Annotated in this window: 24 protein-coding genes; 21 read left to right on the top strand and 3 right to left on the bottom strand. The window is 73.7% G+C overall.

What is annotated here, in order from left to right:
* Positions 1–6: 6 nt before the first annotated feature.
* Genes KUM03_RS22320 through KUM03_RS22310 form a run of 3 tightly spaced genes read left to right on the top strand, consistent with a single transcriptional unit; the run spans position 7 to position 3626 of the window.
* Entirely contained in the window at positions 7–1191 is a 1185-nt protein-coding gene (locus tag KUM03_RS22320) for an acyl-CoA dehydrogenase family protein (RefSeq protein ID WP_217251052.1), read from the top strand.
* Positions 1192–1212: 21 nt separating this feature from the next.
* Entirely contained in the window at positions 1213–2142 is a 930-nt protein-coding gene (locus KUM03_RS22315; protein WP_217251051.1) for a VOC family protein, read from the top strand.
* Positions 2139–3626 (top strand): FAD-dependent oxidoreductase, encoded by a 1488-nt coding sequence (locus tag KUM03_RS22310; protein WP_308406383.1) that lies wholly within the window; start codon positions 2139–2141, stop codon positions 3624–3626. Before KUM03_RS22315 ends, KUM03_RS22310 begins: the two co-directional genes overlap by 4 nt.
* Before the next feature lie 116 nt (positions 3627–3742).
* On the opposite strand, the gene KUM03_RS22305 is transcribed toward KUM03_RS22310, so the two are convergent.
* Positions 3743–4006, bottom strand: a complete 264-nt coding sequence (locus KUM03_RS22305; protein WP_254399709.1) for a ferredoxin — start codon at positions 4004–4006, stop codon at positions 3743–3745.
* Entirely contained in the window at positions 4006–5169 is a 1164-nt protein-coding gene (locus KUM03_RS22300) for a Rieske 2Fe-2S domain-containing protein (RefSeq protein ID WP_217251050.1), read from the bottom strand. The genes KUM03_RS22305 and KUM03_RS22300 overlap by 1 nt, the downstream gene beginning before the upstream one ends.
* Before the next feature lie 216 nt (positions 5170–5385).
* Here KUM03_RS22300 and KUM03_RS22295 point away from each other — a divergent pair, with 216 nt between their 5' ends.
* From KUM03_RS22295 to KUM03_RS22225, 15 genes are all read left to right on the top strand, one after another.
* Positions 5386–6132 (top strand): SDR family NAD(P)-dependent oxidoreductase, encoded by a 747-nt coding sequence (locus tag KUM03_RS22295; RefSeq protein ID WP_217251049.1) that lies wholly within the window; start codon positions 5386–5388, stop codon positions 6130–6132.
* Between the two features lie 198 nt (positions 6133–6330).
* On the top strand, positions 6331–7491 hold the full coding sequence (locus tag KUM03_RS22290) for a steroid 3-ketoacyl-CoA thiolase (protein ID WP_217251048.1): 1161 nt from the start codon (positions 6331–6333) through the stop codon (positions 7489–7491).
* 9 nt (positions 7492–7500) lie between these two features.
* On the top strand, positions 7501–9705 hold the full coding sequence (locus KUM03_RS22285) for an acyl-CoA dehydrogenase (RefSeq protein WP_217251047.1): 2205 nt from the start codon (positions 7501–7503) through the stop codon (positions 9703–9705).
* Between the two features lie 2 nt (positions 9706–9707).
* Positions 9708–10598 (top strand): MaoC/PaaZ C-terminal domain-containing protein, encoded by an 891-nt coding sequence (locus tag KUM03_RS22280; RefSeq protein ID WP_217251046.1) that lies wholly within the window; start codon positions 9708–9710, stop codon positions 10596–10598.
* Positions 10595–11242: a PaaI family thioesterase gene (locus KUM03_RS22275; RefSeq protein WP_217251045.1), complete on the top strand. Its 648-nt coding sequence runs from the start codon at positions 10595–10597 to the stop codon at positions 11240–11242. The genes KUM03_RS22280 and KUM03_RS22275 overlap by 4 nt, the downstream gene beginning before the upstream one ends.
* Positions 11243–11258: 16 nt before the next feature.
* The gene (locus tag KUM03_RS22270) at positions 11259–12032 is read left to right on the top strand and encodes an SDR family NAD(P)-dependent oxidoreductase (RefSeq protein ID WP_217251044.1); all 774 of its coding nucleotides are present in this window, start codon (positions 11259–11261) and stop codon (positions 12030–12032) included.
* Between the two features lie 215 nt (positions 12033–12247).
* Positions 12248–13912, top strand: a complete 1665-nt coding sequence (locus tag KUM03_RS22265; RefSeq protein ID WP_217251043.1) for an AMP-binding protein — start codon at positions 12248–12250, stop codon at positions 13910–13912.
* A gap of 26 nt (positions 13913–13938) precedes the next feature.
* On the top strand, positions 13939–15105 hold the full coding sequence (locus KUM03_RS22260; RefSeq protein ID WP_217251042.1) for an acyl-CoA dehydrogenase family protein: 1167 nt from the start codon (positions 13939–13941) through the stop codon (positions 15103–15105).
* Positions 15102–16064: a bifunctional MaoC family dehydratase N-terminal/OB-fold nucleic acid binding domain-containing protein gene (locus tag KUM03_RS22255; RefSeq protein WP_217251041.1), complete on the top strand. Its 963-nt coding sequence runs from the start codon at positions 15102–15104 to the stop codon at positions 16062–16064. The genes KUM03_RS22260 and KUM03_RS22255 overlap by 4 nt, the downstream gene beginning before the upstream one ends.
* The gene (locus KUM03_RS22250) at positions 16064–17194 is read left to right on the top strand and encodes an acyl-CoA dehydrogenase family protein (RefSeq protein WP_217251040.1); all 1131 of its coding nucleotides are present in this window, start codon (positions 16064–16066) and stop codon (positions 17192–17194) included. The genes KUM03_RS22255 and KUM03_RS22250 overlap by 1 nt, the downstream gene beginning before the upstream one ends.
* Positions 17191–17616: a MaoC family dehydratase gene (locus tag KUM03_RS22245; protein ID WP_217251039.1), complete on the top strand. Its 426-nt coding sequence runs from the start codon at positions 17191–17193 to the stop codon at positions 17614–17616. The genes KUM03_RS22250 and KUM03_RS22245 overlap by 4 nt, the downstream gene beginning before the upstream one ends.
* Positions 17613–18794 carry a lipid-transfer protein gene (locus KUM03_RS22240; protein WP_217251038.1) on the top strand — a complete coding sequence of 394 codons (1182 nt, stop codon included), beginning with the start codon at positions 17613–17615 and terminating at the stop codon, positions 18792–18794. Before KUM03_RS22245 ends, KUM03_RS22240 begins: the two co-directional genes overlap by 4 nt.
* On the top strand, positions 18791–19642 hold the full coding sequence (locus KUM03_RS22235; protein WP_217251037.1) for a MaoC/PaaZ C-terminal domain-containing protein: 852 nt from the start codon (positions 18791–18793) through the stop codon (positions 19640–19642). Before KUM03_RS22240 ends, KUM03_RS22235 begins: the two co-directional genes overlap by 4 nt.
* Positions 19635–20423, top strand: coding sequence for a 2-keto-4-pentenoate hydratase (locus KUM03_RS22230; protein ID WP_217251036.1), 789 nt, complete (start codon positions 19635–19637; stop codon positions 20421–20423). The genes KUM03_RS22235 and KUM03_RS22230 overlap by 8 nt, the downstream gene beginning before the upstream one ends.
* Before the next feature lie 98 nt (positions 20424–20521).
* Positions 20522–21457 carry a 3-oxoacyl-ACP reductase gene (locus KUM03_RS22225; protein ID WP_217251035.1) on the top strand — a complete coding sequence of 312 codons (936 nt, stop codon included), beginning with the start codon at positions 20522–20524 and terminating at the stop codon, positions 21455–21457.
* A 42-nt stretch (positions 21458–21499) separates the two neighbouring features.
* Here KUM03_RS22225 and KUM03_RS22220 read toward each other — a convergent pair whose 3' ends face one another.
* Positions 21500–22111, bottom strand: a complete 612-nt coding sequence (locus KUM03_RS22220; protein WP_217251034.1) for a TetR family transcriptional regulator — start codon at positions 22109–22111, stop codon at positions 21500–21502.
* A 233-nt stretch (positions 22112–22344) separates the two neighbouring features.
* On the opposite strand from KUM03_RS22220, the gene KUM03_RS22215 reads away from it, so the two are divergent.
* The 3 genes from KUM03_RS22215 to KUM03_RS22205 are packed head-to-tail and all read left to right on the top strand — an operon-like array spanning position 22345 to position 26427.
* Positions 22345–23964 (top strand): FAD-dependent oxidoreductase, encoded by a 1620-nt coding sequence (locus KUM03_RS22215; protein ID WP_217251033.1) that lies wholly within the window; start codon positions 22345–22347, stop codon positions 23962–23964.
* Between the two features lie 13 nt (positions 23965–23977).
* Positions 23978–24772 carry an SDR family oxidoreductase gene (locus KUM03_RS22210; RefSeq protein WP_217251032.1) on the top strand — a complete coding sequence of 265 codons (795 nt, stop codon included), beginning with the start codon at positions 23978–23980 and terminating at the stop codon, positions 24770–24772.
* A gap of 41 nt (positions 24773–24813) precedes the next feature.
* Positions 24814–26427: a FadD3 family acyl-CoA ligase gene (locus tag KUM03_RS22205; RefSeq protein ID WP_217251031.1), complete on the top strand. Its 1614-nt coding sequence runs from the start codon at positions 24814–24816 to the stop codon at positions 26425–26427.
* Positions 26428–26436: the final 9 nt, after the last annotated feature.

Below are 26436 nucleotides of genomic sequence, written 5' to 3'. Positions count from 1 at the left end.
CACGGCATGCCCAATTCCGTACTCGAGGCCGTCGAGGCGCGCGCCGACGAGATCAGCGCCCTCGGTCCCGTGAGCGAAGCGCTCGGCAGGCTCGACGACCAGGCCGTCAAGGTCCTGCGGGACGTCGGCGCCATCCGCATGCTCCAGCCGAAGGCGTACGGCGGACTCGAACTGCACCCGCGCGAGTTCGCCGAGACCGTCATGCGGATCGCCGCCTGCGACGGCGCCACCGGCTGGGTCGCCGGCGTCGTCGGCGTCCACCCGTGGGAGATGGCGATGGCCGACCCGCGGGTCCAGGAGGAGGTCTGGGGCGAGGACCCCGACACCTGGATCGCCTCCCCGTACGCGCCGATGGGTGTCCTCAGGCCCGTGGACGGCGGCTACGTCTTCAACGGCCGCTGGCAGTTCTCCTCCGGCACCGACCACTGCCGGTGGATCTTCCTCGGCGGCTTCCTCGCCGACGCCGACGGCAACCGGCTCAACCCGCCGCAGTCGGTGCACGTCATCCTGCCGCGCGCCGACTACGAGATCGTCGAGGACTCCTGGGACGTGGTCGGGCTGCGCGGCACCGGCAGCAAGGACGTCGTCGTCAAGGACGCCTTCGTCCCCGCGTACCGGGTCATCGAGTACGCCAAGGTGGTCGACGGCTCCCTGGCCGCCGAGTCCGGCCTGACCAACCCCGCCTACCGGCTGCCGTTCTCCGCCGCCTTCCCGCTCGGCATCACCTCCGCCGTCATCGGCATGTGCGAGGGCGCCCTCGCCCACCACCTGGCCCACCAGCGCGACCGCGTGCAGATCACCGGCCAGGCGGTGAAGGACGACCCGTACGTCCTCTACGCCGTGGGCGACGCGGCGGCCGAGATCGCCGCCTCCCGCGCCGCGCTCCTGGACAACGTGTGCCGGATGTACGACATGGTCGCCGCCGGACAGGAGATCAGCTTCGAGCGGCGCGCCGTCGGCCGCCGCACCCAGACCGCCGCGGCCTGGCGGGCGGTCCGCGCCGTCGACGAGATCGTCGCCCGCTCCGGAGGCAACGCGATGCGCCTGGACAACCCGATCCAGCGGTTCTGGCGCGACGTGCACACCGGTCTCGCCCACGCCATCCACGTGCCCGGCTCGGTCTTCCACGCCTCGGCGCTGACGGAGATCGGCGTGGAACCCCCGCATGGCCCGATGCGCTCGATGATCTGACGACCAGGGAGAGGACGACACATGACACAGATACGAGGGCTCGGATACCTCCGCGTCCAGACCCGGGACATCGACCGCTGGCGCGAGCTGACCGTGGACGCGCTCGGCTTCGCCGAAGGCTCGGGGCCCGACCCCGACGGCCTCTACCTGCGCATGGACGAACGCCGCTCCCGGCTCACCGTCCTGCCCGGCGACGGCGACCGGGTCCTGTCCGTCGGCTGGGAGGTCCGCGACCAGTTCGCCCTGGCCACCGTCGGCCGCGCCGTCGAGGCGTCCGGCACGCCCGTGAAGATGCTCAGCCAGGAGGAGGCCGACGACCGGGGCGTGGAGGCGGCCATCGCCTTCGAGGACCCGGCCGGCGTGCCCGTCGAGGTGTTCTTCGCCCCGATCCTCGACCACAGCCCCGTCCTGACCGGCCTCGGACAGCGGTTCGTCACCGACGGACAGGGCATGGGCCACGTCGTGCTGCCCACCACCGCCATGGACGACACCGTCGCCTTCTACACCGAGGTGCTCGGCTTCCTGCCCCGCGGCGGCATCCGGCTCAGCGGCCAGTCGCCCGACGCGCCGCCCCGCCGGGTGCGCTTCATGGGCGTCAACGAACGCCACCACAGCCTTGCCGTCTGCCCCGCCCCGCACAGCGGCGAACCCGGGCTGGTCCACCTCATGGTCGAGGTGGACACCCTGGACGCGGTCGGCCGCGCCCTGGACAACGTCAACCGGGAGGGCTTCTCGCTCTCCTCCACCCTGGGCCGCCACACCAACGACAAGATGGTCTCCTTCTACGTGCGCGCCCCCGGCGGCTGGGACATCGAGTACGGCTGCGACGGCATGCGCGTGGACGAACGGCACTACACGGCCGAGGAGATCACCGCCGACAGCTACTGGGGCCACGACTGGTCCGGCTCCGAGCCGCTGGCCGCCTTCACCCCGCCCGCGGCGGCCACGTGAGCACCGCCCGGCCGCGGCCGGTGACCCCGGTCCGCGCGGGAACGGTCACCCGCTGGACGGCCGAGACCGACGTCCTGGTCGTCGGCCTCGGATGCGCGGGGGCCGCCGCCGCGTTCGAGGCCGCGTCGGCGGGCGCCGACGTCCTGGCCCTGGAACGGGCCGGCGGCCCCGGCGGCTCGTCGGCCCTGTCCGGCGGCGAGCTCTACCTGGGCGGCGGCACCGAGGTGCAGAAGGCGTGCGGCTTCGTGGACAGCCCGGACGACATGTTCGGCTACCTGCGGGCCGCCCTCGGCCCGCACGCCGACGAGGAGAAGCTGCGCCTGTACTGCGAGGAGAGCGTGGCCCACTTCCAGTGGTTCGTGGACCGGGGGCTGGCCTTCGAGCCGACCCTGTGGGACGCGCCCACCTGGATGCCCACCACCCGCGACGGCCTCATGTGGCTCGGCGAGAACGCCTGGCCGTACAACGAGATCGCCCGGCCCGCCCCGCGCGGTCACCGCGCGGCCACCGAGGCATACGGCGGCTGGCTGGTGATGGAGAAGCTGGTCGCCGCCGCCGAGGACGCCGGCACCGTGGTCCACTCCGACACCCTGGCCACCGCACTGATCGTGGACGACGACACCGGCCGGGTCGTGGGCGTCACCGCCCGGCGGCACGGCGAAGACCTGGCGTGCCGGGCGTGCAAGGGGGTGGTGCTGACCACCGGCGGCTTCGCCGACAACGAGGAGATGCTCGCCGACCACGCCCCGCACCTGCTCGCCCACGGCAGGGTCAGCGACGGACTCGACGACGGCAGCGGCATCCGGATGGCCTGCGCTATCGGTGCCGCCACCCGCGGGATGGGCGTCGTCCAGCTCGCGCTGACCGCGCTGCCCGCCCTGGCCGTGCGGGGCATGCTGGTCAACGGCCACGGGCAGCGCTTCGTCAACGAGGACGTGTATCCCGGCCTGTTCAGCGTCGCCGCCGTACGCACCCAGCCCGGCCCCTACTGGGTGATCGTCGACGAGGAGGGCTACGAGGCGGTCCCCGAGCGCGAACGCTGGGGCGTCGTGCCCCGGTTCGTCTGCGAGACGCTGGCCGAGCTGGAACGGGAACTCGCCATGCCGGCGGGCGCCCTGGAATCCACCGTCGGCACCTACAACAGGTACGCGGCGAGCGGGCGGGACCCGTACTTCCACAAGGACGCGCGCTGGCTGCGCCCGCTGGAGGGCCCCTTCGCGGCGATCGACCCGAGGGCGGGCTTCCACCAGGGCGGGCGACCGAGCGCGGGAGCCGGTACGGGCGCCGCCGGCTTCACCCTGGGCGGGCTGCGCACCACCGTGGACGGCGCGGTGCTCGACGTGTCCGGCTCCGTCCTGCCGGGCCTGTTCGCCGCGGGCCGGGCGGCGTCCGGCATCCACGGCGAGGGGTACGTCAGCGGCACCTCGCTCGGCGACGGCACGTTCTTCGGCCGCCGGGCGGGGATCGCGGCGGCGGGCGGATAACGCCGGAAGCGGATGCGAGGAGAGGCCGGGTGCGCGAGGTGCGCGTACCCGGCCTCTTCGTGGTGCCCGCCGGGCCCGGGGGACGTGTCCCGGCGGACGTATGGTGAGGACCGGCCCTACGGGACCCGGTCGGCGCCGCCGTCCACCACCTCGATCGTGCCCCGCAGCGCCGCCTCACGGATCGTGTCGCTCAGGGACCGGCAGCCCTCGAAGGCCCCGCCTGCCCCCTCCCGTTCCGCGCAGGCCGCCGTGGCCCGGGCGTTCCACTGCACGCTCGTCTGCTGCCAGCTGCTCTTGCGCACCAGGACCTCGGCGGCACACCGCTCGCAGGCCAGCGGGCGCATCGGCGCGCTGTCGACGAGCCGGTTGTCGACCCGCATCAGACCGGCCGGCTCTCTGCGGCGGCGGCCTTGCGGGCGAGGTTCGCCTCGACCTCCTTCTGCCACGCCTCGACGGGCCGCGTGGTGTCCAGTTCGAACTCGAAGCGGTCGGTCATCTCCGGCGTCACCTCGGCGGCATCGACGTAGAACTGCTCGTACCAGCGGCGGAGCTGGTAGACCGGGCCGTCCTCCTCGCACAGCAGCGGGTTGTCGATGCGGGTCTTGTTCTTCCAGATCTCGATGTCCTGCTCGAAACCGAGCTTGATGAACTGGGCCATCCCGGCGGCGAGTTCGTCGGCCGCCTCGCCCGACAGGGACTGGGAGCGCTTGACGACGATGCCGTACTGGAGGACGAAGCGGTTCGCGTCCACCGGGTAGTGGCAGTTGATCAGGACGGACCGCACGTCATCCGCGTCGGCGTAGTGGTAGGTCAGGTCGTCGATCATGAAGGACGGACCGTGGTAGGAGGCCACCGAGTTGCTGCCGGTGGTCCTCGGCCTGTCGTCCTGCTCCTGGGGGCGGGCGTCGGGCCGGCCGGTGCCGCGCATGTACTGGGTGGCGGTGTGGCCCTCGAAGACGTTCTTGAAGTACGTCGGGAAGGAGTAGTGCACGTAGAAGAAGTGGGCCATGTCCACGACGTTGTCGACGACCTCGCGGCAGTTGGCGTCGACGACGGTCTCGTACCAGATCCAGTCGGTCCACTCGTCGCTCGTGGCGCCCTCGATGCGGGGGATCGTCACGTCGGGCGGCGGCGGGTTGCCCTCCGGGTCGTTCCAGACGAAGAGCATGCCGTCCTGATCCAGGGTCGGCCAGGCCGCGGTGCGGGCGCGCAGCGGGACCCGCTTCGAGTACGGGATCTGCTTGCAGCGGCCGTCGCCGCCCCAGCGCCAGTCGTGGAACGGGCAGGCGACCTGGTCGCCCTTGACGGTGCCCTGGGAGAGGTCGCCGCCCATGTGGCGGCAGTACGCGTCCAGCACGTTCAGCGTGCCGTCGCCCGCCTGGAACACCACCAGCTTCTGGCCGAAGGCCCGCACCGAGTGCGGCTTGCCGTCCTTGTACTTCTCGGCGAGACCCAGGCAGTGCCAGCCGCGCGCGAAGCGGGCGGGTGCCGCGGCGGCTTCGATGGCCCGGACGTCGTCGTGTGCCGACTCGACTGCGCTCACGTTGCTCTCATCCCCTCAGGACGCGTGGTCTCCACGGTCCGGACGGTAGGACCGGACACCGGCACCGAGGCGGGGGAGTCCCACTGACCGGAACCGCCGTTTCGCGGGCCCGGGTGAGCGGGTCGTCCCGGTCGGTGGGACCGGCGGCGCGCCGCCCGCGCCGGGGCGGGTACCGTCCGCCGCTCCGTCCACCGGCAGGGGCAGCGAGGAGCCGAGATGAACCGATTCGACCGTGTGAAGGTCCTGCTCACCGGGGCGGGCTCCGGCATCGGCCGGGCCACCGCCCTGCGGCTGGCCGCCGAGGGCGCGGCCGTCTTCGCCGTCGACCTGTCCGGCGACGGCCTCGCCGAGACCGTCGCCGCGGCCGGCGGCCCCGGGCGGATCACGCCCCACGTGGCCGACGTCGCCGACGAGGACGCGGTGGTGGGCGCCGTGGCGGCGGCCGCCGAGGCGCTCGGCGGGATCGACGTCCTGGTGAACGTGGCGGGCATCCACCGGACGACGCCGATCCACCGGCTGGCGGTCGCCGACATGCAACGGCTCTTCACGGTCAACGCGGTCGGCACCGCCCTGTTCTGCCGGGAGGCACTCCCCCTGCTCCCGGACCGCACCGGTGTCGTCGTCAACGTCGCCTCGTCGGCGGCGGCACACGGGAACCCGTACATGACCGCGTACGCCGCCTCCAAGGGAGCCGTCCTCGGCTTCTCGCTGTCCCTGGCCGCGGAGGTCGCCCACCGGGGCATCCGCGTCGTCCCCGTCTCGCCCGGCTCGGTCGCCACGCCGCTGGCGGGACCGCAGGTGCTGCCGCCGGAGCTGGACGTGTCGTACTACGGGCGGATCCGGGCGCCGTTCGGCACCGCCGAACCGGAACAGATCGCCGGAGTGATCACCTTCGCGGCGTCGCGGGACGCGGCCTACCTCACGGGCGCCGAGCTGCGGGTCGACGGTGGGTCGCACATCTGACGGGTCGCACATCTGACGGGGCACCCCGCGACTCGCGGCGCGCGGGGGCCGTGGCCACTGAGCGGGACTGGACCTTGCCCATTTCGAGAACGAATTCTAGTTTCCCGGCATCGGCCCAGTCAGCCCGCTGGCCCGACCAGCCACCCAGCCAGTCCGTCCGCGGCCCGCCCGTGGACCCGCACCCCCCTACGGAGAACCATGACCGAGGCCGTCATCGTCGAAGCCGCGCGGACACCGGTCGGCCGGCGCCGCGGCGCCCTGTCCGGGCTGCACCCGGCGGAACTCCTCGGCCTCGCCCAGAAGGGCCTCGTGGAGCGCGCGGGCATCCCGGCCGATACCGTGGAACAGGTCGTCGGCGGCTGTGTCACCCAGGCCGGTGAGCAGTCCAACAACGTCACCCGCAACGCCTGGCTGCACACCGGGCTCCCGCACACCACAGCCTGCACCACCATCGACTGCGCCTGCGGATCGTCCCAGCAGGCGATCCACCTGGTCGCCGGACTGATCGCGGCCGGCGCCGTCGAGACCGGCATCGGCTGCGGCGTCGAGTCCATGAGCCGAGTCTTCCTCGGCAAGGCGCGCACCCCCGACACCGGCAGCCCGGTCCCGGACAGCTGGACCCTGGACATGCCCGACCAGTTCACGGCCGCCGAGCGCATCGCACGGCACCGGGGCATCACCCGCGCCGACGCGGACGCCCTCGGCCTCGCCTCCCAGCAGAAGGCCGCCCGGGCCTGGGCGGAAGGCCGCTTCGACCGGCAGATCATCCCCGTCGAGGCCCCCGCCACCGGCCCCGACGGCCCCACCGGCGAGAGCGCCCTCGTCACCCGCGACCAGGGACTGCGCGACACCAGCGCCGAAGCGCTCGCCGCACTCGCCCCGGTCCTGCCCGACGGCATCCACACCGCTGGCAACTCCTCCCAGATCAGCGACGGCGCCGCCGCCGTCCTGCTGATGAGCCGCGAGCGCGCCGCCCGCGCGGGCCTGCGCCCCCGAGCCCGCATCGTGGCCTCCACGATGGTCGGCTCCGACCCGTACTTCCACCTCGACGGCCCCGTCGCCGCCACCGAGCAGGTGCTGCGCAAGGCCGGTATGACCCTCGACGACATCGACCTCGTCGAGATCAACGAGGCCTTCGCCTCCGTCGTCCTGTCCTGGGCGCAGGTCCACAAGGCCGACCTGGACAAGGTCAACGTCAACGGAGGGGCCATCGCGCTCGGTCACGCCGTCGGCTCCACCGGGGCCCGCCTCGTCACCCAGGCCCTGCACGAACTGGAACGCACCGGCAAGTCCACCGCGCTGATCACCATGTGCGCCGGCGGGGCGCACTCCACCGCCACCGTCATCGAACGCGTCTGAGGAGCCGTCATGACCATCGGGCTCACCCAGGAGCACCGCGACCTGCGCGACGCCGTGCGGGCCTTCGCCGTCCGGCACCTCACCGAGGACGCCCTGCGCTCCGCCGCCGACGCCGGCAAGGAGACGCTCCCCGACCACTTCGGCGGCCTCGCCGCACAGGGCCTGCTCGGCCTGCACCTGCCCGAGGACGTGGGCGGCGCCGGCTACGGCCTGCTCGAACTCGCCGTCGTCACCGAGGAACTGGGCCGCGCCCTGGCCCCCGGCCCCTTCCTGCCGACGACCCTCGCCTCGGCCGTCCTGCACGCCGCCGGACACCGCACCCACCTCGCCGCGCTCGCCGCCGGCACCACCGTGGGCGCGGTCGGTCTCGGCCCCGGGACCCTCACCCTGGCCCGCGCCGCCGACGGAACGGTCACCGTCAGCGGCACCTCGGACCTCGTCGTCGGCGGGCACCTCGCCGACCTGTTCGTGCTCCCCGCCGCCGACCACGGCCGCACCACCTGGCTGGTCCTGCCCCGAGCCGCCGTGGACACCGACGACGTCCGCAGCCACGACCTCACCCGCCGCTCGTCCCGCGTCACCGCCCGCTCCGTACCCGTCCCCGCCGCCGACCTCCTCGGCCTCGCCCCCCGGCGCCCCCACGACCTGGCCGCGACCCTCTTCGCCGCCGAGGCCTCCGGCATCGCCGACCGCTGCGTCACCACCGCCGCCGACCACGCCCGCGTACGGGAGCAGTTCGGCCGCGTGATCGGCCAGTTCCAGGGCGTCAAGCACCGCTGCGCCCGCATGCTCGCGCACGCCGAACAGGCCCGCGCCTGCGCCTGGGACGCCGCCCGCGCCCAGGACGCCCTTACCGACGGCACCGGGGAGGATCTCCGGGAGGCCGCGCTCGCCGCCGCCGTCGCCGCCGCGGTCGCCGTGGAAGCCGCCTTCGTCACCGCCAAGGACTGCGTCCAGGTACTCGGCGGCATCGGCTTCACCTGGGAGCACGACGCGCACCTCGCGCTGCGCCGGGCCCAGACGCTGCGCACCGCCCTCGGCCCGGCCGCCGCCTGGCGCCGCCGCGTCGCCCGCCTCGCCCTGGACGGCACCCGACGCCGACTCGGCGTCGAACTGCCGCCGGAGGCCGAGACCGTGCGCGAGGACGTCCGCGCCGAACTGCGGGCCGCCGCCGCACTCGACGGCAAGGAACGCCTCACCCACCTCGCCGACCACGGCTACACCGCCCCGCACCTGCCCGCCCCCTGGGGCAAGGGCGCCGACCCGGTCACCCAGCTGGTCATCGCCGAGGAGCTGCGGGCCGCCGACCTCACCCCCGTCGACATGATCATCGGCGGCTGGGTGGTGCCCACCCTCATCGCCCACGGCGACGCGGCCCAGCAGGAGCGCTTCCTCACGCCCAGCCTGCGCGGCGACATCGTCTGGTGCCAGCTGTTCAGCGAACCCGGCGCCGGCTCCGACCTGGCCGGCCTCAGCACCCGAGCCCGGAAAGTCGATGGCGGCTGGCGTGTCACCGGGCAGAAGGTGTGGACGTCCATGGCCCGCGACGCCCACTGGGGCGTCCTGCTCGCCCGTACCGACACCACCGTGCCCAAGCACAAGGGCATCTCGTACTTCCTCCTCGACATGACCGGCCCCGGCATCGACATCCGGCCGCTGCGGCAGATCACCGGCGAGGCCGAGTTCAACGAGGTGTTCCTGGACGACGTGTTCATTCCCGACGACCTCCTCGTCGGCGCGCCCGGCGACGGCTGGAAACTCGCCCGCACCACCCTGGCCAACGAACGCGTCGCCCTCTCCCACGACTCGGTCGGCTCCGGCGCCGAGACCCTGCTGGAGATCGCCGCCGCCTCGGACAGCCTGGACGGCGAACGCCTCACCGTCCTCGGCGGCCACCTCTGCGACGCCCAGACCGGCGCCGTCCTCGGCCTGCGCACCACCCTGCGCACCGTCTCCGGCCGACAGCCGGGCGCGGAGGCGTCCGTGGCCAAGCTCCTCGGCGTCGAACACCAGCAGCGGGTCTGGGAGACCTGCGTCGACTGGCTCGGCGACGCGGCGCTGAGCGGGGAGGGACAGCGCCACGACCCCATGTGGATGTTCCTCAACTCCCGCTGCCTGTCGATCGCGGGCGGCACCACGGAAGTCCAGCTGAACATCATCGGCGAGCGCCTCCTCGGCCTGCCGCGCGACCCCGAGCCCACCCGGAAAGGCTGACCATGCCCATCGACCGCGAGAAGGCGCTGACCGCGCCGCCGTCGGTCCGCGAGATCCGCTGGACCACCCGCGACGTCCTCCTCTACCACCTCAGCCTGGGAGCGGGAACCGACGCCGCCACCGACCCCGAACTGCACCTCACCTACGAGAAGAACCTCGCCGTGCTCCCCACCTTCGCCGTGGTGGCCGGCACCGGTATCTCCGCGGGCGAGGGCCCCGCGCCCGGCCTGCACCTGCCCGGCATCGACGTCGACCTGCGGGCCGTGCTCCACGCCGGCCAAGGACTGGACGTGCACCGCCCCCTGCCCGCCTCCGGTACCGCGACGCTCAGCTCGCGCGTCGCCGAGGTGTGGGACAAGGGCAGGGCGGCGCTGATCGTGCTGGAGTCGGCGGCCACCGCACCCGACGGCGAACCGCTGTGGACCACGACCACCCGCATCTGGGCCCGCGGCGAGGGCGGCTTCGGCGCCGGCCCCGGACCGGACGAGGAACCGACGGCACCGGACCGGCCCGCCGACACCGTGCTCACCACCGCCACCACGCCCCAGCAGGCCCTGTGGTACCGCCTCAACGGTGACCTCAACCCACTGCACGCCGACCCGTCCTTCGCCCGCTCGGCCGGTTTCGAACGGCCCGTCCTGCACGGACTCGCCTCCTACGGGCTGCTGGCCAAGGCCCTGGTCGACGGCCTCCTCGACGGCGACGTCACCCGCCTCACCGGCCTCGCCGTACGCTTCGCCGGCCCCCTGGTGCCCGGCGAGTCCCTCACCACCTCGGTGTGGCGCGACGGACCGGCGGACGACGGCACCGAGGGGCTCCTGCTGCACACCGCCTGCCCCGAACGCGACGGCGCGCCCGTCCTGACCCACGCGAAGGCGACGGTGCGCCCATGAACGTCCCCACCCACGACACCACCGGCCCGACGACCGGCCCCCGCCTGGTGGCCGAACGCCACCCGGGCGGCGTCGACGCCGCCGTCGCCGCGGCCCGCCGCCTCGTCACCGCGCTGCTGCGGACCGGCGACGGCACCGGCGCCGACATGGACGGCATCGCCGCCCGCCTCGACGCCCTCGCCGACGAACTCACCGAGAAGGCCCCCACCGTCCCGGAACGCCTCGCCGAGATGTGGCGCGGCGAAGGCGTCACCCGCCACGACCCGGTCACCGGCCCGGAGAACGCCCTCGCCCCGCCGCTCGCCCTGCACGGCGCCGAGGACCGCTCCGTCTCCGGCACCGTCACGCTCGACCTCCCCTATCAGGGGCCACCCGGACACGTGCACGGCGGCGTCTCCGCGCTGCTCCTCGACCACACGCTGGGCGTGGACAACCACTGGGCCGGCCCCTCCGGGATGACCGCCGAACTCACCCTGCGCTACCTGCGGCCCACCCCGCTGTTCGAGCCGCTCACCGTCACCGGCCGGCAGGACTCGGTGGACGGCTCCCGCATCCGCACCTCCGGCGAGATCTCGGCCGGCGGCAAGGTCTGCGTCACCGCGGAGGGCCTGTTCATCAACAAGCGGCTGCCGAGGCCGAGCTGAGGGAGGGGCCACCGCCATGGGAGACCCGGCGCGCACGCTCGACGGCAAGGTCGCCGTCATCACCGGAGCCGGCCAGGGCGTGGGCCAGGGCATCGCCCTCGCCCTCGCCTCCGAGGGCGCCTCGATCGCCGTACTCGGGCGGACCGCGGCCAAACTGGAGAGCACCTGCGCACTGCTGCGGGCCAGAGGGGCACGGGCGGAACCCTTCGTCCTCGACGTGCTCGACACGGACCGCATCCCCGCCGTCGTCGAGGCCGTCGCCGAACGCCTCGGCGGCATCGACATTCTCGTCAACAACGCCTACACCGGCTGCTACGGGCCGCTCCTGTCCCTGGACGACGAGCAGTTCCGCAGGGGCTTCGAGAGCGGACCGTTCGCCGCGTTCGCCTTCATGAAGGCGGCACACCCTCATCTCAGCCGGGCCGGTGGCGGAGTGATCGTCAACCTGGTCACCTCGGCCATGGTCCGCTGGGACCTGAGCACCTACGGGGCGTACGCCGCCGCCAAGTCCGCGCTGCGCACCCTGACCCGGGCGGCCGCCAACGAGTGGGGCCGCGACGGCATCCGGGTCAACGCGATCGCCCCGCACGCCGTGTCGCCCGCCTACGCGAAGTGGCAGGCGGCCCACCCCGAGGAGGCCGCCGAGTTCTGCGCGTCCATCCCGCTGGGCTACGTCGGAGACTGCGAGCAGGACATCGGCCGCGCCGTGGCGATGCTCTGCGGCCCGGACGCGCGCTACCTGACGGGGGCGACGGTGCCGCTGGACGGCGGCCAGGCCAACTTCGACTGACACCGACGATGCCGCCCGGCCCTCCCCGGGAGTCCTCCCGGTCAGCGGGACCGCCGCCGCCGGGGCGGCCCACCCGCGGCTAGCTTCGCCGACGGCGGGCGGCACCGGCCGCCCCCGCCCGGTGCGCCACGACCACCGCGGAGCACACGGCGCGTCCGCGCGCCCCGTCTCCGTACCGACTCCGCAACCCGTCCACCGGGTGAGAGGGACCGACGTTGCCACACCAGACGATTGCCGACCTGCTGCTCGCCCGCGCCGGCGACGACCATCCCGGTCTGCTGACCCGCGAACGGACCTGGACCTGGGACGAGGTGCTGGCCGAGAGCGCCGCCCGCGCCGCCTGGGCCGACGGCCTGCGGACCGACGGGCCCTTCCACATCGGCGTCCTGCTGGACAACGTGCCCGAGTACGTCTTCTGGCTCGGCGCCGCCGCCCTCGCGGGAGCGGCCGTCGTCGGCATCAACCCGACCCGACGCGGAGCCGAACTCGAACGCGAGGTCCGGCACACCGACTGCCAACTGGTCGTCACCGACCGGGCTGGCCTCGGCCTGCTCGACGGCCTGGACATCGGCGTGAAGCCCGACCGCTTCCTCGTCACCGACGAACCGGAGTACACGACCCGCCTCGCCGCACACACCGCCCGCCCGGGCCCCGTGCGCGCCGCACCGGACGTCACCGCCGCCACCACGATGCTGCTCCTGCTGACCTCCGGCACGACCGGCACGTCCAAGGCGGCGATCTGCTCCCAGGGCAGGCTCGCCGCGCTCGGTGCCGCCAACAGCACCAAGTACGACATCACCCGCGCCGACACCTGCTACTGCCCGATGCCGCTGTTCCACGGCAACGCGCTGATGGCCCTGTGGGCGCCGGCCCTCACCGCGGGCGCCGGCATCGCCCTCACCCCCAAGTTCTCCGCCTCCGGATTCCTGCCCGACGTCCGCCACTTCGGCGCCACCTACTTCACGTACGTCGGCAAGGCGATCGGCTACATCCTGGCCCGCCCCGAGACGCCCGCCGACACCGACAACCGGCTCACCCACGCCTTCGGCACCGAGGCGTCCCCCGAGGACGCCGACCGCTTCCTGCGCCGCTTCGGCTGCCGACTCGTCGAGGGGTACGGCTCCAGCGAGGGCGCCGGCATGCTCAAGCGGGTGACCGACGGACCGGTGGGCGCGCTCGGCGTCCCCGCCCGCGACGGCGTCCGCATCGTGCACCCCACCACCCGCGAGACCTGCCCGCCCGCGCTGCTCGACGCCCACGGCCGGGTCCGCAACCCGGAGGAGGCCATCGGCGAGATCGTCGACACCGAGGGCGCCGCCCGCTTCGAGGGCTACTACAACAACGAGGCCGCCAACGCCGAACGGGTCCGGCACGGCTGGTACTGGACCGGGGACCTCGGCTACGTCGACGAGGCCGGCTACTTCTACTTCGCGGGCCGCTCGGGGGACTGGATACGCGTGGACGGCGAGAACATCTCCGCCCTGCTCACCGAACGCGTCCTGCGCAGACACCCCCGGGTCGTCGCCGCCGGCGTCTTCGGAGTGCCCGATCCGCGCTCCGGCGACCAGGTGATGGCCGCCGTGGAGCTGCCCGACGGCACCCGCTTCGAGGACCTGGACCTGCCCGGCTTCCTGGCCGCCCAGGAGGACCTGGGCACCAAGGGCGCCCCGCGGTTCGTGCGGGTCTCGCACGCGCTGCCCACCACCGGCTCCAACAAGCTGCGCAAGAAGGAGATGCAGCTCGACGGCTGGCGCACGGACGACCCCGTGTACCGCTGGGCCGGCCGCGGCACTCCCGCGTACACGCCGATGACCGACGAGGACAAGGCCGCGCTGCGCGACGAGTTCCTGGCCAACGGGCGCGGGCGCTTCCTGCCCTGACGGCGGCGACAATCAAGGAGAACCACATGCAACTGCGCGAGAGCGCCGCGCACCGCGAGCTGCGGCGGGAACTGCGGGCGTACTTCTCGGGACTGATGCCCGAGGACGAACGCCGGCGCGTCGGCGAGGAGGGCGTCGGCGGGGACCGTTTCCGCGAGGTCGTCAAGCGGCTCGGCTCCGACGGCTGGCTGGGCATCGGCTGGCCCACCGAGTACGGCGGCCAGGGCCGGCCGGTCGAGGACCAGTACGTCTTCTTCGACGAGGTCCAGCGGGCCGGACTGCCCTTCCCGTTCGTCACCGTCAACACCGTCGGACCGACCCTCATGTCCCACGGCTCCGAGGAGCACAAACAGCGCTTCCTGCCCGGCATCCTCTCCGGCGACATCGTCTTCGCGATCGGCTACACCGAGCCGGAGGCCGGGACCGACCTCGCCTCGCTGAGCACCCGCGCCGTCCGGGACGGCGACGCGTACGTCGTCGACGGCAGCAAGATCTTCACCAGCGGCGCCAACACCGCCGACTACGTGTGGCTCGCCGCCCGCACCGACCTGGACGCCCCCAAGCACAAGGGCATCTCGATCCTCATCGTGCCCACCACCGACGACGGCTTCTCCTGGAGCCCCATCCGTACGGTCGGCGGCATGGTCGTCACCGCGACGTACTACAGCGGCGTACGGGTCCCGGCCGGTGACGTGGTGGGGGTGGTCGACGGCGGCTGGCGGCTCATCACCGCCCAGCTCAACCACGAGCGGATCGGCCTCGCCGCCCTCGGCGGCCGCATGATCCAGCTCTGGGAGCGGGTCCTGGACTGGGCCACGGAGAACGGCACCACCGAACTTCCGTGGGTGCGCCGCGAGTTCGCCCGCACCCACGCCCGGCTGGAGGCCATGCGGCTGATGAACTGGCGGATGACCACCGCCGTCGCGGCCGGCACCCTGACCGGCGCCGACGCGGGCGCCGCCAAGGCCTACGGCACCGAGACCCACATCGACGTCCAGCGCGCCCTGACCCAGATCCTCGGCGCCGCCGGCCGCATCCGCCCCGAGTCGCCCGGCGCGGTGCTCGCCGGGCAGGTGGAGCAGCTCTCCCGGCAGGGCATCGTCAACACCTTCGGCGGCGGCGTCAACGAGATCCTGCGCGACATGGTCGCCACCCAGGGACTCGGGCTCCCGCGCAAGGGGCGTGGCGCGTGAGCGGGCGCGACGGCACCGGGCCGGGCCCCGGGTACGAGGAGCGGCTCCAGGCCTTCACCGGGCGTGAACTGCGCCCCCTCACGGCCGCCCAGGACCCCGTCAACCAGCCGATGATCCGGCACTGGACGGAGGCGATGGGCGACACCAACCCCGTCTACACCGACCCGGAGGCGGCCCGTGCCACCGGACGCACGGGGGTGGTGGCACCGGCCTCGATGGTCCAGGCGTGGACGATGCGCGGCTACGCGGCCACCGTCTCCCCACCGGTCGGGCGCACCGGCTTCGACGAACTGGTCGACCTCCTCGACGAGGGCGGCTACACCTCCGTGGTCGCGACCGACTCCGAGTTCACCTTCGAACGGGAGCTGACGCCCGGGGACCACGTCGCCGTCCGCGAGACCGTGGAGTCGGTCTCCGGGGAGAAGAAGACGGGCCTGGGTGTGGGGCGGTTCGTCACCACCCTCAAGACGTACACCGACCAGCACGGCGAGACCGTCGCCACCCAGCGCTGGCGGACCCTCAGGTTCCGCCCGGCCGCGCAACCGCGGCCGGCCTTGCGCCCCCGCCCCGCGGTCAACCGCGACAACGCCTTCTTCTTCGACGGCGCGAAGCAGCACCGCCTGCTCACCCAGCGCTGCGCCGCCTGCGCCGCCCTGCGCCACCCCCCGGGCCCCTGCTGCCCACGGTGCAACTCGCTGGAGTGGGACACCGTGGAGGCCTCCGGGCGAGGCCACGTGTACAGCTTCGTCGTCAACCACCACCCGAGGCACCCCGCCTTCGACCTCCCCTACGTCGTCGCCGTCGTCGAACTCGCCGAGGGCACCCGCCTCATCACCAACCTGACCGGCGTCGCGCCCGAGGACGTGGCCGTCGGCATGCCCGTCGTCCTGGACTGGCTGGACGCCGATCCCGATCTGACCCTGCCGGTGTTCCGGCCCGCCCCGACGGAGGCGCCCTGATGGATTTCTCCCTGGGAGAAGAGCTCGAAGCCGTCCGTGACCTGGCGCGGGAGATCCTCACCGACCGGGCGACGCCCGAGCGGCTTCGCGAGGTGGAGACCTCGGCCGGACGCGTCGACGAACACCTGTGGCGCGACCTGGCCGCCGCCGGCCTCCTCGGCGCCGTGCTGCCCGAGGCGGACGGCGGCGCCGGACTCGGTCTCGCCGGTCTCGCCGTACTGCTGGAGGAGCAGGGCCGGCGGGTGGCTCCGGTGCCGCTGTGGCCGGCGCTGACCGGCGCCCTCGCCGTCGCCGCCCACGGCAGCGGACGGCAGCGCGCCGACCTGCTGCCGGGTCTCGTGGACGGGACCGCCCGGCTGACCCTCGCCCTGGAGGAGTTCGACGCCGCCGACCCGCTCGCCCCCCGGACCGAGGCGGTGGCCGACGGTGCGCGGTGGCGGCTGACCGGCATCAAGGCCGTGGTGCCGTCGCCGTCCGGTGCCCGGCACGTCCTGGTCACCGCCGGTACGGCGGCCGGGCCGGGCCTGTTCCTGGTCGCCTCCGACGCCCCGGGCCTCACCTGGGAGCACGCCGAGACCACCAGCCACGACCTGAGCGCCCACCTCACCCTCGACCAGGCCGTCGGCGAACCCGTCGGCACCCCGGGCGACGGGACCGTGGGTCACCTGGTCCGCGACGTCTTCGTGGCGCTGGCCGCCGTACAGCTCGGCGTGGCCGAGGGCGCGCTCCGGTACGCCGCCGACCACCTGCGTGAACGCCACCAGTTCGGCCGTCCGCTGGCCACCTTCCAGGCCGTCCAGCACCAGCTCGCCGACTGCTACGTCGACATCGAGGCGATGCGGGTCACCCTGTGGCAGGCCGTGGACGCCTCGAAGGAGCCGTTCGGCACCGCCGACGACGCCGGTGACGCCGACAAGGCCGCCCTCGTCGCCAAGTGGTGGGCCACCGAGGGCGGACTGAACACCGTCCACCGGGTCCAGCACGTCCACGGCGGCATCGGCGTCGACACCGACTACCCGGTGCACCGCCACTTCCTGTGGGGCAAGCAGATCTCCACCACCCTCGGCGGTGCGGGCGCCGACCTGGAACGCCTCGGTGCCCTGCTGACCGGCCAGGCGGTGGCGTCATGACCCGCACCCGGGGGTACAGCGAGGTGGCCGTCGGTGACGTCCTGCCCGACCTGACGATCCCGGTGACACGCACCCTGATCGTCGCCACGGCCCTCGCGAGCCGCGACTACCAGGACGTCCACCACGACCCCGAACTCGCCCGCGAGCGCGGCTCCAAGGACATCTTCATGAACATCCTGACCAGCAACGGCCTGGTCGACCGGTACGTCACCGGCTGGGCCGGCCCCGCCGTCGTCGTCAAGGGCATCCGCATCCGGCTCGGCGCCCCCAACCACCCCGGCGACACCATGGTGCTCACCGGGACGGTGACCGCGAAGTCCGACGAGGACCGCCGCGTCGACATCGCCGTACAGGGCACCAACGGCCTCGGCGCCCACGTCACCGGAACCGTGACCGTACAGCTGCCGGCGGAGGACCGATGACCTCCCTCGCGCTCTCCCGTGCCGCCGCCGTGGTCGGCATCGGCGCCACCGAGTTCTCCAAGAACTCCGGGCGCAGTGAACTCCAGCTGGCGTGCGAGGCGGTGCTCGCCGCCCTCGCCGACGCCGGACTGACCCCCGCCGACGTGGACGGCCTGGTCACCTTCACCGCCGAGACCAACTCCGAGATCCACGTCGCCCGCAACACCGGCATGGGCGACCTGACCTTCTTCTCACGCGTCGGCTACGGCGGCGGGGCCGGCTGCGGCACCGTCCAGCAGGCCGCGATGGCCGTCGCCACCGGCGTCGCCGAAGTCGTCGTCTGCTACCGGGCGTTCAACGAGCGCTCCGGCGAGCGCTACGGCCTCGGCCAGGCCGCCCGCCCCATGGACGCCACCGCCGACCGGGCCGCGTACGCCTGGATGACACCGTTCGGACTGAGCACCCCCGCCCAGTGGGTGGCCATGTTCGCCCGCCGCTACCTCCACGAGTACGGAGCCACCACCGACGACTTCGGCCGCGTCGCCGTGGTGGACCGCAAGCACGCCGCGAACAATCCCGCCGCCTGGTTCCACGGCCGCCCCATCACCCTCCAGGACCACCGCGACTCACGGTGGATCGCCGAGCCGCTGCGGCTGCTGGACTGCTGCCAGGAGACCGACGGCGGCCAGGCCCTGGTCGTCGTCTCCGCCGAACGGGCCCGCGACCTGCCCCACCGGCCCGCCCTGATCCGCGCCGCCGCCCAGGGACTCGGCGTCGACCAGCACATGATGACCAGCTACTACCGGCCGACGATCACCGGTATCCCCGAGATGGGCCTGGTCGGACGGCAGCTGTACCGGCAGAGTGGGCTCGGACCCGACGACGTGGACGCCGCCGTCCTCTACGACCACTTCACCCCGCTGGTCCTGCCCCAACTGGAGGAACTGGGCTTCTGCAAGCCCGGTGAGGCGAAGGACTTCATCGCCGACGGCCACCTGGAACTCGGCGGCAGGCTGCCGTTCAACACCCACGGCGGACAACTCGGCGAGGCGTACCTGCACGGCATGAACGGCATCGCCGAGGGCGTCCGCCTGGTCCGCGGCACCTCCGTCAACCAGCCGGACGACGTCGGCCACGTGCTGGTCACCGCCGGCACCGGAGTCCCCACCAGCGGCCTGATCCTGGGAGCCGACCGATGACCACCACCCACGCGTGGCAGGGCCACGACCTCGGCACCCGCACCGTCTCCTACACCGAACGCGACGCCATCCTGTACGCGCTCGCCGTCGGCGCCGGAGCCGACCGGCTGGACCTCGTGTACGAGCGGCACCTGCGCGTGCTGCCCACCTTCGCGCTGACCCTCGCCCAGTGGGCGCCCGACGCCCTGGGCACCCTCGGCGCCTTCGACGTCACCACCGCCGTGCACGGCAGCCAACGCCTCACCGTGAAACGCCCGCTGGAGCGCTCCGGAGAGCTGACGACGTCCGCCCGGGTCTCCGGCGTGTGGGACAAGGGCTCCGCCGCCGTCTTCGACGTCGAGGTGGACTGCGACCGCTTCACGGCCACCTGGTCGATCTTCGCCCCCGGCAGCGGAGGCTTCGGCGGCGAGCGCGGGCCGTCCGCACCGCGCCGCCCGGACCGGCCGGCCGAACACCGGCTGACCGTGCCCACGCACTCCCGGCAGGCGGCCCTCTACCGGCTGCTCGGCGACCGGCACGCCATGCACATCGACCCCGAAGCCGCGAAGGCCGCGGGCATGCCCCGGCCGTTCCTGCACGGACTGTGCACCCTCGCCGCGGCCCTGCTGCCCCTCGCCGACACCCTCGGCGCGCACCCCGCCGACCTGACGGAGCTGGAGGCCCGGTTCGCCGCCCCCGTCTTCCCGGGCGACCCGCTCGCCCTGCACGGCTGGACGGCCGACGACACCGGCGTCCGTTTCGAGGCGTCGGCCGACGACGGACGCACCGTGCTCTCCGGCGGACGCGCCCGCTTCACCCCCGACCGGCACCAGGCCGTACCGAACCGTGAGGAGACCCCCGATGCTTGACCCCGCGCGACGCGCCGAAGCCGCCGAACTGCTCCGCACCGCACAACGCGACCGGGCCCCCGTCGACCCGCTGACCACCACCCACCCGGAGATCGACGCCACCGACGCCTACGAGATCCAGCTCCTCAACATCAGGGAGCAACTGAAGCAGGACGGCGTCACCGTCCACGGGCACAAGGTCGGCCTGTCCTCCAAGGTCATGCAGCAGATGATGGGTGTGGACGAGCCCGACTACGGCCACCTGCTCTCCGACATGGTGCTGACCGAGGGGACGCCCGTCGAAACCGGCCGCTACTGCCAACCGCGCATCGAGGTCGAGATCGGGTACGTGCTGGGCCGGAGCCTGCCCGGTGAGGGGTGCACCACGGCGGACGTCCTGGCCGCCACCGAGTACGTCGTGCCGAGCATCGAACTCATCGACAGCCGGATCAGGGACTGGAAGATCGGCCTCGCGGACACCATCGCCGACAACGCGTCCTCCGCCGGGGTGCTCCTCGGCGCCGCCCGGGTCCGCCCGGCCGACCTCGACCCGGCCGACGTCGCCGCCGTCCTGTACCGGGGCGGCGAGGAGATCGCCCGGGGCAACACCAGCGCCGTACTGGGCGACCCGACCGAGGCCGTCGCGTGGCTGGCCCGCAAGGTGGCCTCCTACGGGGTGCGTCTGGAGGCCGGGCACGTCGTGCTGCCGGGCTCGTGCACCCGGGCGGTGGGCGTGCGGCCGGGGGACGAGTTCCGGGCCGACTTCGAGGGACTCGGCTCCGTGTCGGTCGCGTTCGTCTGAGCGCCGCTCGTTCGCCGGCGCCTTCGTCGTCATTCACCTTCGCCCACAGCGGCTCGACCGATCACGCAACACGAAACAGGAACATGGAAAGAGGCAGCATGAGCTCCACGAACACCACCCTGGAGGGGCGTACCGCCGTCGTCACCGGTGCCGGCGCCGGACTCGGCCGGGCCGAGGCGCTCGCCCTCGCGGGACTCGGCGCCAACGTGGTGGTCAACGACGTGGGCCCGGCGGCCGACGACGTGGTCGCCGAGATCAAGGCCCTCGGCGCCCAAGCCGTCGCGGTGATGGGGGACGTGGGGGACTGGTCCATGGGCGACCGCCTGGTCGGCGCCGCCGTGGAGACCTTCGGCGGCCTCGACGTCGTCGTCAACAACGCGGGCGTCCTGCGCGACCGGATGCTGTTCAACCTGACCGAGTCCGACTGGGACGACGTCCTCCGGGTCCACCTCAAGGGACACGCCGGCCTGTCCCGGGCCGCGGCCGTGCACTGGCGCGCAGCGTCCAAGTCGTCGGGCGCACCCGTCTACGGCCGCGTCGTCAACACCTCCTCCGAGGCGTTCCTCTTCGGCGCGCCCGGACAGCCGAACTACTCCGCGGCCAAGGCCGGAATCACCGCGCTCACCCTGGCCACCGCGCAGGGCCTGGCCCGTTACGGCGTGCGCGCCAACGCGATCTGCCCGCGCGCCCGCACTGCCATGACCGCGGACTCCTTCGGCGAGGGCGCCGTCGCGCCGGGCGGCCTCGACATCATGGCGCCCGAGCGGGTCGCCACCCTCGTCGCCCACCTGGCCTCGCCTGCCGCCGACGAGATCAACGGGCAGGTCTTCGTCGTCTACGGCGACATGGTCGCCCTCCTCGCCCCGCCCACCGTGGAGCACAAGTTCACCGCGGCCGACGGCACCTTCACCCCCGAGGAACTCGACGCCCAGCTGACCCCGTACTTCAGCGGCCGCGACCCGCACCGGACCTACGCGGCCTACAGCGTCGCCGGGCTCGACACCACGGGCACGCAGAAGACCGCCGCGGGCTGAGCGCGGCGCGGGCCGACCACCGCCCCTGTCGGGGGGCAGGGGTCAGCCCGCGTCCGCCTCGGGCGCGAGCAGCAGACGGCAGGCCATCCGCAGGTCGGCGTCCGCCTCCTCGGGGGTGAACCGCTCGTTGAGCCGGGACTGCAGGACGCCGTACCAGAGCAGGATCAGCAGCCGCAGCCGCGCTACATGGTGCTCCGTGGGCGACTCGACGCCCCAGGCCCGCAGCAGCAGGTCGAGGAAGCCGGTGTCGACCCTCGCCAGGTCCGGGACGGTCGCCGCGCGGGCGGCGTTCGCCGACTGGATCATCGCGGTGGCCAGCGCCGGCCGGCGCAGCAGATTGCGGGTGGCTGCCGAGAGCGTCGCGAAGACCGAGTCCTCCGCCGACTCGTGCGCCGTCCGGTCCGGCAGCCGCGCCGCGAGCCCCTCGATCTGGTCGGCCATGACCGCGGTGAACAGGTGCGTCTTCGACGGGAAGTACCGGTACAGGGTGCCGATCGCCACCCCCGCGGACCGGGCCACCTCCTGCATCTGCACCCGATCGAGCCCAGTGTCGGCGGCGATCTCCGCCGCCGCCCGCAGGATGCTCTGCCGGCGCGCGTGCTGCCGGGGCGAACTGGGCTCCGCCCCCGCCCTGGCCTCGGCGATTCTGGGCACGCTCTCCATCCCTCCGGCGTTCGCTCGCGTCAACGGCCTCCGACAATACGCGCGGCGCGGCATCGAGTCAGGTGCCGGGCGAGGCCGACTCCACGGAGGGCACGGTACGCGGTGCGGCATCCGGCGACGCTTCCCTCACCACGCCGTACCGGTCAGTGGGACGCCCGCACCCCCGAACGCCGCCCGCGCGATCTGCTGGGCCCCCACACCACCGAGCGGCAGGAGGACCATCCATGCGGGACGGCCGACGTGCAGGGGACCGTGCGGAGGACGCCACCCACGACGTGGTCGTCGTCGGCTCCGGCGCCGGAGCGCTGACCGGGGCCCTGACGGCCGCCGCCGACGGCCTGGACACCGTCGTACTGGAACGGACCGGCCTGTTCGGCGGCACCTCCGCCTACTCGGGGGCCGCCTGCTGGCTGCCCGGCACCCGGGTACAGGAACGGGCGGGGCTCGGCGATTCGACCGATGCGGCCCGCGCCTACCTGCGGGCACTGCTCGGCGACGCAGGCGCGGAACACCGGGAGGCGTTCCTGCGGCACGCACCCGAACTGGTCGCCCGCCTCGAAGGCCACCCCGACGTCGAGTTCGAGTGGCGCGCCTTCCCCGACTACGTCCCCGCGCCCGGCCGGATGGACGCCGGACGCTCCTTCGTCCCGCTCGACCTGCCCGCCGAGCGCATGGGCGACCTGCTGCCACTGGTCCGCCCCGCCGTCGACCGCGACCGCGCCGGACAGGGCCACCCGGACGGCCCGCTCACCCAGGGCCGCGCCCTGATCGGCCGCCTCCTGCTCGCCGCCACCCGCACCGGCAACGTGACGCTGCGCACCGGACACCGCGTGACCGGGCTGGTCACCGAGGACGGCCGGGTGACCGGCGTGACGGCCGGGACCGCGCACGGCACGGTCACCCTGCGGGCCCGGCACGGGGTGCTGCTGGCCGGGGGCGGCTTCGAGGGCGACGACGCGCTGCGCGCCGAGCACGGGGTGCCGGGCGGCGCCGCGTGGACCATGGCGCCGCGCGGCACCAACACCGGGGACCTGCTGCGCGCCGCCGTCCGGGCCGGCGCCGCCACCGGCCTCCTGGACGAGGCATGGTGGTGCCCCGGCACCGAACGGCCGGACGGCACAGCCGCCTTCACCCTCGGCCTGCGCGGCGGCATCGTCGTCGACGCCACCGGCCGCCGCTTCGCCAACGAGTCCCTGCCCTACGACCGCATGGGCCGCGCCCTCGCCGCCGCCGGGGCCCGCGCACACCTCGTCTTCGACTCCCGCGAGGGCGGCGCCCTGCCCGCCATCACCGTGCCGCCCGCCGACCCCACCGGGCACCTGGCCGCCGGCACCTGGGTCCGGGCGGACACACTGCCGGAACTCGCCCGCCTCATCGGCGTCCCGGCCGACGCCCTCACGGACACCGTGGCCCGCTTCAACGGCTTCGCCGCCTCGGGCACCGACACGGACCACCACCGGGGCGAGGACCCCTACGACCGCTTCTTCGCGGGCGACCAGGGCGCCCCCGGCCCCAACCCGTGCCTGGTCCCGCTGGACCGTCCGCCGTACTACGCCGCCCGCCTGGTCCTGGCCGACCTCGGTACCAAGGGCGGACTGCGCACCGACGCCCACGCCCGCGTCCTCGACACCCGGCAGCGCCCGATCCCGGGCCTGTACGCCGCGGGCAACACCAGCGCCTCCTTCACCGGCGGCGTGTACCCGGGCCCCGGTGTCCCCATCGGCACCGCGATGGTCTTCGCGTCACTCGCCGTGCGGGACATGACGCTCCCGGCCAGTGGGATCACCGGCGGCGCCACCGGCGGGCCGCGTTCTACCGTCACGGCACCGCCGGCCCAGGACTGAGGAGAGGTACCCGATGATCGACAGCAGTGTGTACGGGCCGTGGGCGGTCGTCGCCGGCGGCTCCGAGGGCGTCGGCGCCTCGTTCGCCGACCGGCTCGCGGACGCCGGGATCAACCTGGTCCTCATCGCCCGCAAGCCGGGCCCCCTGCACGAGACGGCGGACCGGGCCCGCGCCAAGGGCGTCGAGGTGCGCACCCTCACCCTCGACCTGCTCGACCCCGGCGCCCTGGCCGCCGTCCGCACCGTCACCGACGGTCTGGACGTCGGCCTGCTGATCTTCAACGCGGGAGCCAACAGCTACGGCCACGAGTTCGTCACCGGCGACCTCGACCGCGTCCAGGGCGTGCTCGACCTGAACATCACCGCGCAGCTCGCCCTCACCCATCACTTCGGCGCCCTGATGAAGGCGCGGCGGGCGGGCGGCATCGTGCTGGTCGGATCGCTCTCCGGGTTCATGGGCCAGGCGCAGATCAGCGTCTACTCGGCGGCGAAGGCCTTCAGCCGCGTCTTCGCCGAGGGCCTGTGGCTGGAGCTGCGTCCCCACGGCGTCCACGTCCTCGAACTCGTCCTCGGCGTCACCCGCACCCCGGCCATGGAACGCGCCGGCCTGCGCATGGACCTGCCCGGCCTGCGGGTCGCCGAGCCTGACGACGTCGCCCGCGAAGGGCTGGAGCACCTCGCCGACGGGCCGGTGTGGGTCGCCGGGGGGAACGCCGACACCGCCGAGCGGCGCAGCGGCTTCCCCCGCGCCGAGCTGGTCCTCGGCGCGCACGAGGCCTCGCGACGGCTGCTGCCGGCGTCCTCCTGACCCCTTACCGACCGCGCAAGTCGTCCCTTCCCGGAGAGCTGATGAGCCAGACCGAGCCAGAGCCCCCGCTGACGATCCCCGCGGCCCTCGATCTCGCCGCCGCCCGCGCCCCCGACCGGGAGGCGCTGGTGGACGGTGAAGTGCGGCTGACCTGGGCCCAGTTGCGGGACCAGGTGCGGGCGGCCGTCAAGTCGCTGATCGCGCTCGGCACACGACGCGGCGACCGGATCGCCGTCTGGGCGCCCAACAGCCACCGCTGGGTGGTGACGGCCCTCGCCGTCACCTCGGCCGGGGCGGTGCTGGTGCCCGTCAACACCCGCTACAAGGGCGGCGAGGCGCGCTGGCTCCTGGAGCGGGGCGCGGCCCGCCTCCTGTTCGTCGAGAACGGATTCCTGGGCAAGGACTACCTGGCCATGCTGGACGACGGGGACACCGGGGAGGGCGACGACGGCGGCGATACCCACCCGGTGCCGTCCCTGCCCGGCCTGGCCGCCGTGGTGACGCTCGACGGCGCGGCTCGCCCCGGCGCACTGACCTGGGACGACTTCCTCGCCTACGGTGCCCACCTGCCGGACGACGAGGTGACCGTCCGCACCACCACCGTGCGCCCCGACGACCCGTCCGACCTGCTCTTCACCTCCGGCACCACCGGCCGGCCCAAGGGCGCGCTGACCACCCACCGGCAGAACCTCACCACGTACCGGGCCTGGTGCGGGCGGACCGGCCTCGCCGGCGACGACCGCTACCTGATCGTCAACCCGCTGTTCCACTGCTTCGGTTACAAGGCCGGCGTTCTCGCCTGTCTGCTGCGGGGCGCCACGATGGTGCTGCAACCCGTCTTCGACGTGGACCGGGCCCTGCGCGCCGTCGAGGCCGAACGGATCACCGTCCTGCCCGGCCCGCCCACGATCTACACCGAGCTGCTGAACGCCCCCGACCGGCAGAGGTTCGACCTGTCGTCGCTGCGGCTGGCGGTGACCGGCGCCGCCGTCGTGCCGGTCGCCCTGGTCCGGCGCATCCGGGCCGAACTGTTCCCCGAGGTGGTCACCGCCTACGGGCTGACCGAGTCGTGCGGCACGGTCACCGCCTGCTCCGCGGACGACGACGCCGAGACGGTCGCGCTGACCGCGGGCCGCCCCATCGACGGCGTGGAGGTCCGGATCGCCGGCGGCGACCCGCACTCGCCCCATTCGGGGAGCGACGGCGAGATCATGGTCCGCGGCTACAACGTGATGCTCGGCTACCTGGACGACCCGGCGGCCACCGCGGCGGCCGTCGACGCGGACGGCTGGCTGGCCACCGGGGACGTCGGCCACTTCGACGAACGCGGCAACCTGGTCGTCACCGGCCGCTCCAAGGACATGTTCGTCGTCGGCGGCTTCAACGTCTATCCGGCGGAGGTCGAGCAGGTGCTCACCGGGCACGACGCCGTCGCCGAGGCCGCGGTGGTCGGAGTCCCCGACGCACGGCTCGGAGAGGTCGGACGCGCGTACGTGACGGCACGCCCGGGCGGCGGGGCCGACCCGGACGCACTCGTCGGCTGGTGCCGCGAGCGGCTCGCCAACTTCAAGGTCCCCCGCGAGGTCGTCGTCCTCGGGACACTCCCGCGCAACGCCTCCGGCAAGGTCGACAAGACGGCCCTGCGGACCGACTGACGGACGCGG

The organism is Streptomyces sp. AC602_WCS936, from assembly GCF_019049125.1.
GTDB lineage: Bacteria > Actinomycetota > Actinomycetes > Streptomycetales > Streptomycetaceae > Streptomyces.
The sequence above is the reverse complement of the archived record's forward strand: the minus strand, read 5'-3'. Positions and strand labels throughout refer to the sequence as shown.